17 protein-coding genes are annotated in these 15881 nt (G+C 56.6%); 5 read left to right on the forward strand and 12 right to left on the reverse strand.

The features are described 5' to 3' along the window. The first annotated feature begins 91 nt into the window (after nucleotides 1–91). The 5 genes from nirB (at nucleotide 92) to NR302_RS17945 (ending at nucleotide 5720) form a co-directional block, all read left to right on the forward strand. Entirely contained in the window at nucleotides 92–2632 is a 2541-nt protein-coding gene (gene nirB / locus NR302_RS17925) for a nitrite reductase large subunit NirB (RefSeq protein WP_258144082.1), read from the forward strand. Beyond that, nucleotides 2629–2955, forward strand: coding sequence for a nitrite reductase small subunit NirD (gene nirD, locus NR302_RS17930; protein WP_258144083.1), 327 nt, complete (start codon nucleotides 2629–2631; stop codon nucleotides 2953–2955). Before nirB ends, nirD begins: the two co-directional genes overlap by 4 nt. 30 nt (nucleotides 2956–2985) lie before the next feature. After that, nucleotides 2986–3789, forward strand: coding sequence for a nitrite transporter NirC (gene nirC / locus NR302_RS17935; protein ID WP_258144084.1), 804 nt, complete (start codon nucleotides 2986–2988; stop codon nucleotides 3787–3789). Between the two features lie 44 nt (nucleotides 3790–3833). Continuing rightward, nucleotides 3834–5198, forward strand: a complete 1365-nt coding sequence (cysG, locus tag NR302_RS17940; protein ID WP_258144085.1) for a siroheme synthase CysG — start codon at nucleotides 3834–3836, stop codon at nucleotides 5196–5198. A 75-nt stretch (nucleotides 5199–5273) separates the two neighbouring features. Then, nucleotides 5274–5720: a hypothetical protein gene (locus tag NR302_RS17945; RefSeq protein ID WP_154157214.1), complete on the forward strand. Its 447-nt coding sequence runs from the start codon at nucleotides 5274–5276 to the stop codon at nucleotides 5718–5720. A 50-nt stretch (nucleotides 5721–5770) separates the two neighbouring features. On the opposite strand, the gene trpS is transcribed toward NR302_RS17945, so the two are convergent. The 12 genes from trpS to pilM all read right to left on the reverse strand — a co-directional run bounded on the left by trpS (nucleotide 5771) and on the right by pilM (nucleotide 15750). Continuing rightward, nucleotides 5771–6775, reverse strand: coding sequence for a tryptophan--tRNA ligase (gene trpS, locus NR302_RS17950; RefSeq protein ID WP_154194058.1), 1005 nt, complete (start codon nucleotides 6773–6775; stop codon nucleotides 5771–5773). A gap of 15 nt (nucleotides 6776–6790) precedes the next feature. Further along, nucleotides 6791–7468 (reverse strand): phosphoglycolate phosphatase, encoded by a 678-nt coding sequence (locus NR302_RS17955; RefSeq protein WP_061719727.1) that lies wholly within the window; start codon nucleotides 7466–7468, stop codon nucleotides 6791–6793. Further along, entirely contained in the window at nucleotides 7452–8135 is a 684-nt protein-coding gene (rpe, locus tag NR302_RS17960) for a ribulose-phosphate 3-epimerase (RefSeq protein ID WP_008107883.1), read from the reverse strand. The genes NR302_RS17955 and rpe overlap by 17 nt, the downstream gene beginning before the upstream one ends. 65 nt (nucleotides 8136–8200) lie before the next feature. Next, nucleotides 8201–9013, reverse strand: coding sequence for an adenine-specific DNA-methyltransferase (gene dam, locus NR302_RS17965; protein WP_008107884.1), 813 nt, complete (start codon nucleotides 9011–9013; stop codon nucleotides 8201–8203). 97 nt (nucleotides 9014–9110) lie between these two features. Further along, a complete protein-coding gene (locus NR302_RS17970) occupies nucleotides 9111–10148 on the reverse strand; it encodes an SPOR domain-containing protein (protein WP_258144086.1) in 1038 nt (345 codons plus the stop codon). Between the two features lie 61 nt (nucleotides 10149–10209). Continuing rightward, a complete protein-coding gene (aroB, locus tag NR302_RS17975; protein ID WP_061719729.1) occupies nucleotides 10210–11298 on the reverse strand; it encodes a 3-dehydroquinate synthase in 1089 nt (362 codons plus the stop codon). A gap of 39 nt (nucleotides 11299–11337) precedes the next feature. Beyond that, a complete protein-coding gene (aroK, locus tag NR302_RS17980) occupies nucleotides 11338–11859 on the reverse strand; it encodes a shikimate kinase AroK (RefSeq protein ID WP_008107887.1) in 522 nt (173 codons plus the stop codon). Between the two features lie 481 nt (nucleotides 11860–12340). Next, nucleotides 12341–13600 carry a DNA uptake porin HofQ gene (gene hofQ / locus NR302_RS17985; RefSeq protein WP_258144087.1) on the reverse strand — a complete coding sequence of 420 codons (1260 nt, stop codon included), beginning with the start codon at nucleotides 13598–13600 and terminating at the stop codon, nucleotides 12341–12343. Further along, nucleotides 13545–13922, reverse strand: a complete 378-nt coding sequence (locus tag NR302_RS17990; RefSeq protein WP_258144088.1) for a DUF2531 family protein — start codon at nucleotides 13920–13922, stop codon at nucleotides 13545–13547. The genes hofQ and NR302_RS17990 overlap by 56 nt, the downstream gene beginning before the upstream one ends. After that, entirely contained in the window at nucleotides 13912–14406 is a 495-nt protein-coding gene (locus NR302_RS17995) for a hypothetical protein (protein WP_258144089.1), read from the reverse strand. The genes NR302_RS17990 and NR302_RS17995 overlap by 11 nt, the downstream gene beginning before the upstream one ends. Beyond that, nucleotides 14399–14941 carry a PilN domain-containing protein gene (locus tag NR302_RS18000; RefSeq protein ID WP_258144090.1) on the reverse strand — a complete coding sequence of 181 codons (543 nt, stop codon included), beginning with the start codon at nucleotides 14939–14941 and terminating at the stop codon, nucleotides 14399–14401. Before NR302_RS18000 ends, NR302_RS17995 begins: the two co-directional genes overlap by 8 nt. Continuing rightward, the gene (pilM, locus tag NR302_RS18005; RefSeq protein WP_258144091.1) at nucleotides 14941–15750 is read right to left on the reverse strand and encodes a pilus assembly protein PilM; all 810 of its coding nucleotides are present in this window, start codon (nucleotides 15748–15750) and stop codon (nucleotides 14941–14943) included. The genes NR302_RS18000 and pilM overlap by 1 nt, the downstream gene beginning before the upstream one ends. Nucleotides 15751–15881 lie beyond the last annotated feature (131 nt).

Raw genomic sequence — 15881 nt, forward strand, 5'->3', positions numbered from 1 at the left:
TGGGTATATAGGGGCGCGCTTGATGTACATCAATAAGCGCCAAAAGCGCCGCGTTAAGGTAGGCGCAGATACCGCAATTTTTGAGGCAAGCATGAGCAAGCACAGTGTCGTTATTATTGGCAACGGCATGGTCGGCCACCGCTTTATAGAAGAACTTATCGACAAAGATCAATCCAGTGAGTTTGCGATAACCGTTTTCTGTGAAGAACCTCGCGTCGCCTATGACCGCGTCCACCTTTCCGCCTATTTTTCCCATCACACCGCCGAAGAACTCTCGCTGGTTCGCGAAGGATATTACGAAAAGCATCAGGTTAATCTGCTGCTCGGCGAACGTGCCATCACCATCAACCGCGACGAAAAACTGATTCACTCGAATACCGGTCGCGCGGTGCATTACGACACGCTGATTTTCGCCACCGGCTCTTATCCGTGGATTCCACCGATTAAAGGCGCGGAAGGCAGCGATTGCTATGTCTATCGCACCATTGAAGATCTCAACGCCATTGAAGCCTGTTCACGCCGCAGCAAACGCGGCGCGGTGATTGGCGGCGGCCTGTTAGGGCTGGAAGCGGCAGGCGCGCTGAAAAACCTTGGCGTCGAAACCCACGTCATTGAGTTCGCGCCGGTGCTGATGGCGGAACAGCTCGATCCTCAAGGTGGCGAGCAGCTGCGCCGTAAGATTGAGCAGATGGGCGTGCGCGTTCATACCGGTAAAAACACCCAGCAAATCGTCCATCACCCACAAGGCGGTAAAACGCTGGAGTTTGCTGACGGCAGCGCGCTGGATGTCGATTTCATTGTCTTCTCCACCGGCATTCGCCCGCAGGACAAGCTGGCTAAACAGTGCGGCCTGCAGCTTGGCGCACGCGGCGGTATCGCCATTGACGATCACTGCCAGACCAGCGATACAAACATCTTCGCCATCGGTGAATGTGCCGCCTGGCAGAACCGTATTTATGGCTTAGTCGCGCCAGGCTACAAGATGGCGCAAGTCGCCAGCGACCGGCTGGTTGGCCGCGATAACGCGTTTGCCGGAGCGGATATGAGCGCCAAGCTGAAACTGCTGGGCGTTGATGTCGGTGGCATTGGTGATGCGCATGGCCGCACGCCGGGCGCGCGTAGCTTCGTGTGGCTCGACGAGCAGAAAAATATCTATAAGCGCCTGATCGTCAGCGAAGATAACCGCACGCTGCTCGGCGCGGTATTAGTCGGTGATACCAGCGATTACGGCAATCTGCTGCAGCTGGCGCTGAATAACATCGCGTTACCGGAAAATCCGGCCTTGCTGATCCTGCCCGCAGGCAGCGGCGAGAAGCCGGTGATGGGCGCTGATGCGCTGCCGGACAGCGCGCAAATCTGCTCCTGCTTCGACGTCAGCAAAGGCGATATCGTCAAAGCGGTGCAAGGCGGTTGCCACACCGTCGCGGCGCTGAAAACCGAAACCCGCGCCGGAACCGGCTGCGGCGGCTGTATTCCGTTGATTACTCAGGTGCTGAATGCTGAACTGAGCCGTCAGGGCATCGAGGTCAACAATCATTTGTGCGCGCATTTCCCTTACTCGCGTCAGGAGTTGTATCACCTGATTCGCGTGGAAGAGATCACTTCGTTCGACGCGCTACTGGCGAAATATGGTCAGGGCTACGGCTGCGAAGTGTGTAAACCGACGGTCGGTTCGCTGCTGGCGTCCTGCTGGAATGAATATGTGCTGAAGCCACAGCTCGCGCCGCTGCAGGACAGCAACGACTTGTTCCTCGGCAATATCCAGAAAGACGGCACTTACTCAGTGATCCCGCGTTCGGCCGGTGGCGAAATCACGCCGGAAGGATTGATGGCGATTGGCGCCGTAGCGCGGCAGTACAATCTCTACACCAAAATCACCGGCTCGCAGCGTATTGGCCTGTTTGGTGCGCAGCGCGACGATCTGCCGGCTATCTGGACGCAGCTGATTGATGCCGGTTTTGAAACCGGACAAGCGTATGCCAAAGCGCTGCGCATGGCGAAAACCTGCGTCGGCAGCGTCTGGTGCCGCTTTGGCGTGGGCGACAGCCTCGGCTTCGGCATTGAGCTGGAGCATCGCTACAAAGGCATTCGCACCCCGCACAAGATGAAGTTTGGCGTCTCCGGCTGCACGCGAGAATGCGCCGAAGCGCAGGGCAAAGACGTTGGCATCATCGCCACCGAGAAAGGCTGGAACCTGTATGTGTGCGGCAACGGCGGCATGAAGCCACGTCACGCCGATTTGCTGGCCGCCGATCTCGATCGCGATACGCTGCTGCGCTACCTCGACCGCTTCATGATGTTCTACATCCGCACCGGCGACCGCCTGCAGCGCACCTCGCTGTGGCTGGAAAGCATGGACGGCGGCATTGATTATCTGCGCAGCGTGATTATCGATGACAAACTCGGCCTGAATTCACAGCTGGAAACGGAGCTGGCGCGTCTGCGCGCGGCGGTGGAATGTGAGTGGACCGCAACGGTGCAGGATCCACAACAGCAGCGCCACTTCAGCACCTTTATCAACAGCGATCGGCGCGATCCGCTGGTGCAGCATATCAACCAACGCGATCAGCATCGTCCGGCGCAACCCGCCGAGCGCATTGCGGTCACTCTGATTGAGGAGATCGACGCATGAGCCAGTGGCATTCGGTGTGTGAACTCAGCCAAATTCTGCCTGCGACCGGCGTATGCGCGCTGATCAACGGCCAGCAGATTGCTATCTTTCGTCCGCATGACGATGAGCAACTCTACGCCTTAAGCAATATCGATCCTTTCGCCCAGGCCAGCGTGTTATCACGCGGCCTGATTGCGGAGCACCAGCAGGCGCTGTGGGTGGCAAGTCCACTGAAGAAACAGCGCTTCCGCCTGAACGATGGCCTTTGTCTGGAAGACGAAGCGCGCTCGGTGGCGAGCTATCCGGTGCGCGTTAGCGATGGCAAGGTCGAGATCTGCGCCTGACAGCATTCCTTCACTTTATGAGACGTCACTATGTTTACTGACACCCTGAATAAATGCGCCGCCAACGCGGCGCGCATTGTGCGTACGGCGCAGCACAGCCCGCTGGCCTTCTGGATCAGCTCGGCGATGGCGGGCGCCTATGTTGGCCTGGCGATTATCCTGATCTTCACGCTCGGTAATCTGGTCGAACCGGCTTATCGTCCGCTGCTGATGGGAGCGACTTTCGGTATCGCCTTAACGCTGGTGATCATCGCCGGTTCCGAGCTGTTCACCGGTCACACCATGTTCCTGACCATCGGCGTGAAAGCGGGCAGCATCAAGCAAGGTCAGATGTGGTGCGTGCTGCCGCAAACCTGGCTGGGTAATCTTATCGGTTCAGTATTGGTCGCACTGATTTATTACTATGCGGCAGGTCCGCTGCTGCCGAATGCCGGATCGCTGCTGCACAGCGCGGCACTGGCGAAAACCACGCAGCCAGCCATGGCGCTGTTCTTTAAAGGCGCGCTGTGTAACTGGCTGGTTTGTCTGGCGATTTGGATGGCGGTGCGTACCGAAGGAACGGCGAAATTCATCGCCATCTGGTGGTGTTTGCTGGCGTTCATCGCTTCCGGCTACGAACACTCGATTGCCAATATGACGGTCTTTGCGCTGTCGTGGTTTGGTCAGCATAATGCGGACTTCACAATGAGCGGCATCGGCCACAACTTGCTGTGGGTGACGCTGGGCAATATGTTCTCCGGCATGGTGCTGATGGGCCTCGGTTATTGGTACGCCACACCGCAGGCGCAGCGCCCGCAGGCCGAAGCGCAAGCCGCGCCGCTTAAAACGGCATAACACTTTTTCAGCCCGCCTTGCGCGGGCTTTTTTCAGGATGAGCTATGGACTACTTTCCGCTGTTTTGCCGCCTGCAAGGCAAACGCTGTTTGCTGGTTGGCGGTGGCGATGTAGCAGAACGCAAAGCGCGTTTGCTACTGGACGCCGGTGCCGATTTGCAGGTTGGCGCGCTGGATTTCTCCCCCGCTTTTCAGCAGTGGGCACAACAGGGAAAGGTGACCTTATTACCCGGCGCGTTTAATGAGCGCTGGCTCGAGGATTGTTGGCTGGTGATTGCCGCCACCGATGATGATGCGGTTAATCAGCAGGTTGGCGATGCGGCGGAGTTGCGTCGCATCTTCTGCAATCTGGTGGATGCACCGCAGGAAGCCAGCGCGATAATGCCATCGATTGTCGATCGTTCGCCGCTGATGATTGCCGTGTCGTCTGGCGGTCGCGCACCGGTGCTGGCGCGTTTACTGCGCGAAAAACTCGAAGCGATGCTGCCACAACATCTTGGTGAGTTAGCGTCATTAGCTGGATCGCTGCGCAGTCGCGTCAAACGTACCTTTAACAGCATGGCGCAGCGGCGCGCCTTCTGGGAACGCTTCTTCGTGAGCGATCGGCTGGCGCAAACGCTGGCGAATGGCGATCGGCCACGCGCGCAACACATCGTCGAAACCTTGTTCGATGCGCCGCTGTTGCAGCAAGGCGAAGTGGTACTGGTCGGCGCCGGGCCGGGCGATGCGGGACTGTTGACGCTGAAAGGCTTGCAGCATATTCAGCAGGCCGATGTGGTGGTGTATGACCGCCTGGTCTCCGAACCGATTCTCAATCTGGTACGCCGCGATGCGGAGCGCATCTTTGTCGGCAAACAAGCCGGCAATCACTGCGTACCGCAATCGCAGATCAACCAGGTTTTACTTGAGCAGGCACAGAGCGGCAAGCGCGTAGTGCGCCTCAAAGGCGGCGATCCCTTTATCTTCGGTCGCGGTGGTGAAGAGCTGGAACTGCTGGCGCAGCACAACATCCCGTTTAGCGTGGTGCCGGGTATTACGGCCGCATCGGGCTGTGCTGCCTATAGCGGCATTCCGCTGACGCATCGCGACCACGCGCAGAGCGTGCGTTTCGTCACCGGCCATTTGCAGCAGCATGGCGAAATCGAGTGGCGCAAGCTGGCGGCAGAACAGCAAACGCTGGTGTTCTATATGGGGCTGGCGCAGGCGCCGGAAATCCAGCAGCAGCTGTTACAGCACGGCATGGATGCTGCGATGCCGGTAGCGATTGTGCAGAATGGCACCACGCCGCAGCAGCGCGTAGAGACCGCAACGCTGGCGGAACTGGCCACGCTGGCGCAGCAGTTTGCCAGTCCGGCTCTGATTATTGTTGGTCGCGTAGTGGAACTGCGTTCACAGTTACGCTGGTTCTGACACGGCAAAAAACTGTACAGCGCTGCGCTTTGTCGCCAGACTACAGGCCATCTTTCTCATCAATAAGGAGTTTCCATGCGCGTTGCTTCACTGGTTTGCGCGTTGTTATTGCCGTTGAGCGCGGTTGCTACCGCTGCACCCGTTACCTGGTCGAACGTGGTGGGTGAATGGCAAGTGGTGGCGGTAACGCCTAAGAAGGAAGTCGGCCAACTGTATATCAAGAATGATCCGCAGTTTATGGGCGCGCGCGTGGCGTTTAAGCCAAATGCGATAACCTGGACGCGCGGTACTGACGAGCGCAGCATCAATCCTTCCGTCGATAACTGCAACGCTAAACCACGTCTCAGCGCCGCCAATGGCGCGGGACAGGATCGTGATTTCACCTTCCGTTATGGCTTCAATGTGAGCTGTGGCAATCAGGCGTGGGGACCTGCGCCAGGCGCGGTGATCAGCGTGCTGGCTGACGGTAACGCCCGCTTGTTCTGGGATGGCGCGGAACTGGCGTTACATCGCATCAAATAAAAAACGGCGGGTCAAAATGACCCGCCGTTCTGTTCTATCCCACTAGCCGCTTACGGCTGTGCGACAAAGCCTACCGCTTCGTACACTTTCTTCAGCGTTTCCTGCGCATGGGCGCGGGCTTTCGCTGCGCCATCGCGCATCACCTGATTCAGCAGCTCTTCGTCGTTACGGAAACGATGATAACGCTCCTGCAGTTCGGTCAGCATGCCGGAAACCGCTTCAGCCACTTCACCTTTCAGGTGGCCGTACATTTTGCCTTCGAACTCTTGCTCCAACTGCGCAATGCTTTTACCGGTCACGCCCGCGAGAATATCCAGCAGGTTAGAAACGCCGGCCTTCTCTTTAACGTCGTAGCGCACCACTGGCGGCTCGGCGGAATCAGTCACCGCGCGTTTGATCTTCTTCACCACCGCTTTGGTGTCTTCCAGCAGGCCAATCACGTTGTTACGGTTGTCGTCTGACTTGGACATTTTCTTGGTCGGCTCAAGCAGCGACATCACGCGTGCACCCGATTTCGGAATGAACGGCTCAGGCACTTTGAACACATCGCCATACAGCGCATTGAAACGCTGGGCAATATCGCGGCTCAGCTCCAGATGCTGCTTCTGATCTTCGCCAACCGGTACCTGATTGGTTTGATACAGCAGGATATCGGCCGCCATCAGCACCGGATAATCAAACAGGCCTGCGGTGATGTTTTCCGAGTAGCGCGCGGATTTATCTTTAAACTGCGTCATGCGGCTCAGTTCGCCGAAATAGGCGTAACAGTTCAGCACCCAGCTCAGCTGCGCATGCTCTGGCACGTGCGACTGAACAAAGATGGTGCTTTTCGCCGGGTCGATGCCGCAGGCAAGATAGAGCGCTAAGGTATCCAGCGTGGCTTTACGCAGCGCGGTTGGATCCTGACGTACGGTGATGGCGTGCAGATCGACGATGCAGTAAATGCAGTGGAAATCATCCTGCATCTGCACCCACTGACGCAGCGCACCCATATAGTTGCCAATGGTCAGTTCACCGGAAGGCTGGGCGCCGCTGAAAACGATGGGTTTGCTCATGTTATGTCCTGATAATCACAGCCCGATAGCGGGCAAAAGTTCGTCAAAAGAGTCGAGAGTTAAATCGGGTTGGCTTGTCGCAATCGGCTCACCGTAGTTGTAGCCAAATGTCATACCGATGTTTGGTACGCCTGCCGCCTGGGCCGCGAGAATATCATTGCGGGAATCGCCGACAAACAGCAATTGTCCCGGAAGCACGCCAAAATGGCCGAGGACGAGGAAAATGGCCGCCGGATGGGGCTTTTTCACAATCACGTCGTCACCGCCGATAATCTGCGTGAAGTACTCAGCAATCCCGAGCGACTTCAACAGCGGCGCCACAAACGGCGTGGGCTTGTTGGTGACGATCGCCAGCGGCAGGCCTTTCGCCTGTAAAGCCGCCAGCGTCTCCTTCACCTGCGGGAACAGCGTGCTGCCCGCTTCCACCGTTTGCGCGTAATACTTATCAAATAGCGCACGCGCATCGCGTTGCTCTTCGGCATGCGGCTCGCGTCCCAGCGCCCAGGTCAGTGCGCGGGTCATCATCACGTCGGCGCCGTTACCAATCCAGGTCGAGGCCAATGCCAAACCCGGCGGCGGTAGCTGCAGATCGCTCAGCGCATGATCGATGGCTTGTGACAAACCGGGCGCGCTATCAACCAGCGTACCGTCGAGGTCAAACGCCAGCGCGCGGATATCAGTGAAATGAGCCATTAACTTTCTCCAGTTCGCCACGCATCTCATCGATCACTTTTTTGTAATCCGGATGACCAAAGATCGCCGAACCGGCCACAAACATATCAGCACCGGCGGCAGCAATCTGGCCGATGTTATCGATCTTCACGCCGCCATCCACTTCCAGACGAATGTTGTAGCCACTCTCATCAATCAGGCGACGCGCCTGACGCAGTTTGTCGAGCGTACCGGGAATGAAGGATTGACCGCCGAAGCCTGGGTTCACCGACATCAGCAGAATGATATCCAGCTTATCCATTACATAATCGAGGTAGTCGAGTGGCGTCGCAGGGTTGAATACCAGACCCGCTTTGCAACCGTGCTCTTTGATCAGCTGCAGCGTGCGATCAACATGCTCGCTGGCTTCCGGGTGGAAAGTGATGAAGGTGGCGCCCGCTTTAGCGAATTCCGGGATCAATGCATCCACAGGTTTAACCATCAGATGCACATCAATAGGTGCAGTGATGCCGTAATCGCGCAGCGCTTTCAGCACCATCGGCCCCATCGTCAGATTGGGAACGTAGTGGTTATCCATCACATCGAAATGGACCACATCACCACCTGCCGCCAGCGCTTTAGCTGTGTCTTCACCCAAACGCGCGAAGTCAGCAGCCAGAATTGAAGGGGCCAGTAAAAATTGTTTCATCCGATTCTCCCAATTTTGTGCGCCAGCCTGAGCTGGCGTAATGCCTTGGTCGCGGACGAAACAGGCTAGCGGAAAAGCGCCAGCAGTTCGTCGACTTGCGTGCGACCACTTATGCTTCGGCTGATGGAACGCCGGGCTTTGACTACATGTAAATCCGCATTCTGATACCACTCACGCGTGAGCAGCGTATCGTGATTTGAAATCAGTACCGGGATGCGGTTTTGCTGCGCCAGCTTATTGGCCAGTTCCGCCAGATGCTGCTGCTCGCGCAGACTAAAACTGTTGGTGTGGTAAGCGGTAAAATTCGCTGTCGCCGAAAGCGGTGCATACGGCGGATCGCAATAAACCACTGAGCCTTCAACGGCGTTGTTCAGAGTAACATCGTACGATTCACAGACAAAGGTCGCTTTTTGCGCCCGTTCGGCAAACCATAACAGCTCTGCTTCCGGGAAGTACGGCTTGCGATAACGACCAAATGGCACGTTAAACTCACCGCGCAAATTGTAGCGGCAAAGCCCGTTATAACCGTGGCGATTGAGATATAGGAACAGCACCGCGCGCTGGTATTCATCTTTGCTCGCATTAAAGGCGATGCGCTGCGCGTAGTAGGTTTCTGCCGTGTTGCCTTCAGCGTTGAAGAGCTGACGCGCGTCTTCTATGAAAGCCGCAGTTCGCGTTTTGACGATGTTATACAGATTGATGAGATCACCGTTGATGTCCGCCAGGTGATAGCGGTCATAATCGGTGTTGAGGAACACGGAACCGGCGCCGACAAAGGGTTCGATTAGACAATCACCTTGTGGCAAATGACGACGGATGTCATCAAGGAGCGGGTATTTTCCTCCGGCCCATTTCAGGAAAGCGCGATTTTTTTTCATGCTGTCGTGGTTATTACATCTTAATTATTGGCTGTGGTGAAACCGACAGCAGCTCTGCGCTTTAAACGGGGCCGCATGGTTGCGGCCCCACATCTCATTACTGACTTTCTTTCTTCACCTGGCTAAGCGGTTTTACCCACGGATTGGCTGCACGCACTTCCGCTGGCAGCGATGCCACGGCGCGTTTCGCATCGGCTGGCGTGGCGTAAGCGCCGCTCACCAACACATACCAAGGCTCGCCGTTACGCGTGGTTTTATACACGTGATAACCGCTCAGGTTCTGTTTTCTCGCCCAGGCGTTCAGGCTCTCTTCTTTCGACGCGCCACTTAACTGCAGCGTGTAGTTTCCGCCTGATGGCAGCGATTTGCTGGCACCGCTCGAACTGGCAGGCGCGGGATTACGCGTCGCGGTGGTGCGGGTATTGTTCTCTTTCACGGGTGCCGGTTTGGTGGCGGCCGGTGTTTTGTGCGGAGTCGATGCGTGCGTCTCGCGTGTACCGTTGTTGCTGGTGCGCGCTGGGGTCTCTGAACGCATCGCAGGCGGCGTAATCGCTTTACCGTTGCCGCTGACCGTGGCCGGCGCGGTTGGCAGCGAGCTATTACCCTGCGCGCCTTGTGCTGCGGCATCGACAGAACCTTGCTGATTGTTCAGCGCAGTATTGAGATCGCCCGGCAGCGTGACACGCTGCTGGTTGGCTGGCGTATCCACAGGTGCAGCTTGCGTCGGCGTAGAGGAGACTGATGGCATCGAGATGGATTGGCCGTCGCTGCCCGCTGGTGCAGCCGTGCCCGCTGTGTTTTGCGGTGCGCTGCCATCAGCAGAAGGCGTGGCGTTTTGCTGGCCGCTCATGGACGTCGATCCCGAAAGGTCGATGTTCTTTTCGCTGCCACCGGCAGAAGGTGCCGCGCCGTTATTTGCGGTATTGGTTGCAGGTTTCTTCTCGTCTGGGCCGGTTAATGCTGAACCAATCCCCAGCACCACCAACAGCAGAACCAAAATACCAATGCCCATCATCATATGTTGACGAGAAACCGGTACTTTCACTTTCGGCGCAGAAGACGATTTACGTGGCCGCGTCGGACGGCGGTCACTGGCGTCAGGTTTTAACTCGTCTTCCGGTTTGAACTCATCCATTTAGCCTCCTCCGTAAAACGACGCGCTTCCCACACGCCGCATCACCACTCACTTCTAATAATCAGGGTTTCTGGCAATCGTTGATTGCTGCCAGCACCATATCATGTGCCACACCGCCACGCACTTCAGAGCGGCCAATAGCGAGAGGCAGCACCAGACGCAGCTCGCCCGCCAGCACTTTCTTATCGCGCATCATGTGTGGCAAATAATCTTCCGCCGCCATGCTCGCCGGGCCATGTACAGGCAAACCAGCACGCAGCAACAGCGCGATAATGCGATCGGTTTCAGCAGAGGTGAACTGCCCTAAACGTTCAGCGGTACGTGCGGCCATCACCATGCCAGCCGATACGGCCTCGCCGTGCAGCCAGTTGCCGTAGCCCATGTGCGCTTCAATCGCATGACCAAAAGTATGGCCCAGATTGAGCAGTGCACGTACGCCAGTTTCGCGCTCATCAGCCGCAACCACTTCTGCTTTCAATTCGCAGCAGCGACGGATGCAGTAAGCCAGGGCTTTTTCATCCAGCGCCAGCAGAGCATCAAGGTTCTGCTCCAGCCACTGGAAGAATTCGCCATCAAGGATAATGCCGTATTTGATCACTTCCGCCAGACCGGACGCTAATTCGCGTGGTGGCAGAGTGGCCAGGCAATGGGTATCCACCACGACAGACGCGGGCTGATAAAACGCCCCAATCATGTTTTTGCCGAGTGGATGGTTAACCGCGGTTTTTCCACCAACGGAGGAGTCAACCTGAGACAGCAACGTGGTCGGCACCTGAATAAAGCGCACACCACGCTGATAGCTGGCTGCAGCAAAGCCGGTCAAGTCACCAATCACGCCACCACCAAGTGCAATCAACGTGGTATCACGACCGTGCGGCTTTTTCAGCAGCGCGGTGAATACCTCGTCCATAACCGCCAGCGTTTTGTACTGCTCACCATCAGGCAAAATGACCTGATCTACCTTAATGCCGGCATTGCTGAGCAGCGCTGACAGAGATTCAAGATAGATCGGCGCCAGTGTCTGGTTTGTCACCAGCATGGCATTGTCGCCTGCTTTGAGCGGCCAAAAAGAAGCCGGATCGTTAAACAGTCCGGCAGCGATGGTGATGGGATAACTGCGATCCCCGAGTGAGACAGTGATCTTCTCCATGATGACCGATACCTATTGCTGAGCCCTCAGGGCGCTGGATTAGTTCTTTTCCAGCATGTTGATGATCTGATTGGCCACCACTTTTGCACTTTGATCGTCAGTGCGAATAGTGACATCAGCGATCTCTTCATAAAGCGGATTACGTTCACCTGCGAGCGCTTCCAGTACTTCGCGCGGCGGTGATTCAACCTGCAACAGCGGACGCTTTTTATCACGCTGGGTTCGAGCAAGTTGCTTTTCGATGGTGGTTTCAAGGTATACGACCACACCGCGGGCGGAGAGACGATTACGGGTCTCGCGGGATTTGACTGAGCCGCCACCGGTCGCGAGGACAATGCCTTGCTTCTCGGTCAGCTCATTAATGATCTTTTCTTCACGATCGCGGAAGCCTTCTTCGCCTTCCACATCAAATACCCAGCCTACATCCGCTCCGGTGCGTCGCTCAATTTCCTGATCGGAATCGAAAAATTCCATATTGAGTTGCTGAGCCAACTGACGACCAATAGTGCTTTTGCCGGCACCCATCGGCCCAACCAGAAAGATATTGCGTTTCTCTGCCATTTTATCGGTATTACTAAGAATTCGTTGATGATACCCCGCGTTCAGCGTAGCTGGCGGGACAGGAACTGAGACCTCATGAGCGTTAACAAGAGTCAGACGGAAAATTATCTCAACACTCATGGCCGTTTGGCAACCGAATAAATTGCCCCCGGCGACCTCTTAACAGGACCGGTCTGTGGTTCGCGAGACGGTAACGCACCTCCGCTAATCCGCTATATTTCGTGCTACAGGCACGCTGGCCGGGGTCATCCACTGTAATCGCTTACCGATGTAAGCACAGTGCATTCACTCATTTAACGTCTTACTGGAGCTCGAATTATTTTGGAGATATTTCTTTTGACGTCAGTATCGCTTGTGACCAACGTCATTCGGAAGGTTATTCTGCCGCGTTCCGTTACACCGTTTTGAAAATCGCTAAACCTTGTAAGCTAATTCCAGCCCTGCGTCAACGCAGTTGGCCTCACAGAGCGAATTTTCCGCTTTATCCGGCAGTAAGCGCTGCTTCCCTGACCAGTCGGGGAGTAATAAAGATCACCAGCTCCTTTTTCTTCTGCTCATCGGTTTGCTGACGGAACAAATTGCCCAGTAACGGCAGATCGCCAAGCCAGGGCACGCGTTTTTCACTCTGCGAACGTTGCTGCTGGAAAATGCCGCCCAGCGCTAAGGTTTCGCCATCGCGCAGCGTCACCTGAGTCTCGATCTCCTGCTTATCAATACTTAGCACCTGATTGTCACCAATGTTCAGGCTGCGCCCCGGCAAATTCTGGCTCAGCCGCAATTTGAGCTGGATGCGGCCATTTCCCAGCACCACCGGTGTTACTTCCATACCCAAAACCGCTTCCTTAAATTCAATGGCCGTCGCGCCGCTGTTGCCTGATTTCACCTCATAAGGGATTTCCGTGCCCTGCTTGATGCTGGCGGTTTGCTGATGCGAGGTAAACAAGCGCGGACTGGCGATGATTTCGATTTGGTTCTCCTGCTCCAGCGCGCTCAGCTCGAGGTTGAGCAATTCGCCGCTGACCTGGCCCAACGTCACACCAGCGCGAAACGCCGTATTGCTCACCGCCAGTGGAATCTCAAGCAACGGGTTGCGAAGCGCTTGCGTCACCACTTCGGCCGGTGACGTGCCCCAGTTAACGCCCAGCTCACGCAGATGCTCTTCATTGATGGTGACGATGTGTGCGGTGAGCTCAACCTGCTCGAGCGGTAAATCCAGCGCTTTTAACCAGCGTTCGGTGTCACGCAGCGCCTCAGCCGTGTCACGCAGCAGCAAACTGTTGGTGCGGCTATCGACCGTGACGCTACCGCGCGGCGTCATCAACGAACGCTCGGCTTGCAGGCTACGATGAATATCGCTGGCGCTGGCGTAATGCAGCGTCACGGTTTGTTGCTCCAGCGGCGTTTGCTGTTTTTCCTCCTCGCGTTCCTCCTTTTCCTGTTGCACCTGCAGCTGTTGCCAGCTTTCCGGGTAGACCAACAAAACGCCCTCTTCCTGCACCACGGTGAGTTTTGCCAGCTGTGTGACCAGAGCAAGTGCACGATCCCAACCAACATTATCTAATCGCAGCGACAGTCGACCTTCAACGCCTGGCGCAATCAGCAGATTAGTCTGCTGATAATCGGCCAGCGCCTGCAAAATACGTTCAACTGGCGCATCATCAAACGTCAGGCTTAATCGGTCGTCATTAGCGCGCAGCGGCATGCTCAGACACAGCAGCATCAGTAACGTCATCCATTTCATAGAAACCTCCTTTTATTACCCATGTGATTTGCTGCGGCGTGCAGCTTTGTGCTGCACTCAATACCAGCGTGCGCGACGTAAGCTGCACGACCTGCCAGGGCGGCTGGGGGAAAGGCGCTTGATCATTCAGCCGATGGCTTTTGCCTTGTGGCGACACCAGCCACGCCACGTAGTGCGTCGCCGTGCCAATAATGCCCTGCAAACGCCAGCCTTCTGGGGCAGCCACCTGCGCCTGACACAGCGTTTCTGCCAGCGGCTGAAAAGGGTCGCGCGCCAACGCCAGCGAGCTACAGAGCAATAACAGTAATGCGCTACTCCGCATCGTCACTCTCCAGCCAAAGTTGCGTGTTCAATACGCCCTGCTCGGCTTGCAGCTGAAAGCGTTGTGGCACCGGTAATCGGGTGTTGGCTAATTCGCTAAACAACGGCAGAAATTGCGGCCAGATCAGCCTTAACTGCAGCTGTTGCGGCTGGCTATCCGGATGCCAGGCTTCCAGCTGATTGCCGCGCGCCGCCACGATTCGCTCCAGCGTTTGCTGAGCGTCTGCATCCTTTTTAGGTTGCTGAAGCAGACTAATCTCGCTCTGCAAGTCATCAATCGCCGGAAGTGAAGCCAGCTGTTTTAGCCGCTGTTGCTGCTGTTGCCGCATCTGTTCCAACTGCCGCGCTTGCACTTCACGCATCTGCTGTTGCGGACGAAGCAGCACAATCCACATCAGCGCAAACAGCAGCAGCGATAACATCAGCAGCCAAACCATACGCAGCGGCAGCGTTAGCATCAGCCAGCGCTGCAGGAGTTCATTCATCTGTCGCCTCCTGCACCCGCGCATGCAAAGCAAAGCGATAGTCGCCACCCGTCTCGCGCTTTACACTGCCCTGCTTTACGCTGCTGAACAGCGGCTGAGTCATGAGCTGATGACGAAAATCACTGACAGCCGCCATGCTCTGCGCCCGCCCTTCCAACACCAGTTGCCCTTGCCGACGTTCGAGGCGATTGAGCCACAAGGTGTCTGGCATTAACTCCGGCAGTTGCTGCCAAAAATGCTGCCAGCGCTGATGCTGATCTTGCCGTTGCAGCTGTGCCTGCTGCGCCTGAAGGAGTGATTCACGCAGCTTCAACAGCGATTGCTGCTGTTCCAGCTGTTGCTGCAGTGCGCTGAGGAGAGAGGTGATATCCATCAGCGCGTCCGTTTGTTGCTGCCGTGCAATGACGCCGCGCCACCACAGTAATGAGAGGATCAGCAAGGTGCAGGCCAGCGTGAGCGACAGCAGCGAGACACTCTGCTGGCGCCGCCGCTGCGATTGCTGGATGCGCCAGGGAAGCAGGTTGACCGCCAGCATCAGATATCCTCCGGGCGCAGCGCCAGCCCAAGCGCGATGGCAAAAATACCTTCCTGTGCAGGCAACGGCGGTTGCAGATAGTGCAGCAGCGAAAACGGCTTGCAGCGTTTAACCTGCTCCCCAGGCAAAACCTGAGTTGAGGTGCAGAATACGCTTTCCATCTGCGGGAAGGTTTCGCGCAGCTGCGCGAGGGTGAGAGGTTCAGTGGCCGCACCTGAAGTGGTGCTTTCCCCCACCAGCGTCCATAGCCAATGATCGCTAAGCGGATGAACCAATAAGTGGTTGTGGCGTAACGGCAGGCGCATGGCGATCTGCGTCAGCGCCAGGCTACTCAGCTCAAACACGTCCGGTCGCAGACCTGCCTGTTTGAGCGGCGTCAGCCATTGCGTAATCACCTCGCGCCGTGCCGCGGTAACGTAAAGCGGTGCATCCTTGCCCGGTGAGCGATAATCCAGCGACAGCGAAGCGGGTTCGACGGGAAACAGACGCTGTGCGGAAGCCGCCACATAGCGCCCCAGCGCGGGTTCACGCAGCGAGGTTTCCGGCAGCGGCAAAGTGCGTTGCAATACCAACTGCGGCGGCAGGCCAACGCGCAGTGAATAGCGCCTCGGCAGATGGCGCTGCCAGCGCCCTAACATATCCAGTAACGCAGGCGTGGTTTGCAGCACGCCGTTTCTTAACGTATCTTGCGGCAGCGTTTGTTGCCACCAGTGTCGCAACTGCCAACCATGACGTCGGCGTTCGATGCCAAGGGCACACAGTTGTCCGTTTTGGATATCCAGTCCAATTTGCCAGCGCTGAAAAGCCATACGCGCGATCTCCTTATCATTAAAAGGTCAGAGTGCTGATACCCCGGCAACTTCAAGCCTGACAGGTATATGAATGCGTCAGGCTTGTCTTTATACTACCGCGCGGTTGCTTATAAACTGCTCAAACGACA

This window comes from Pantoea sp. SOD02 (assembly GCF_024707505.1).
GTDB lineage: Bacteria > Pseudomonadota > Gammaproteobacteria > Enterobacterales > Enterobacteriaceae > Pantoea > Pantoea symbiotica.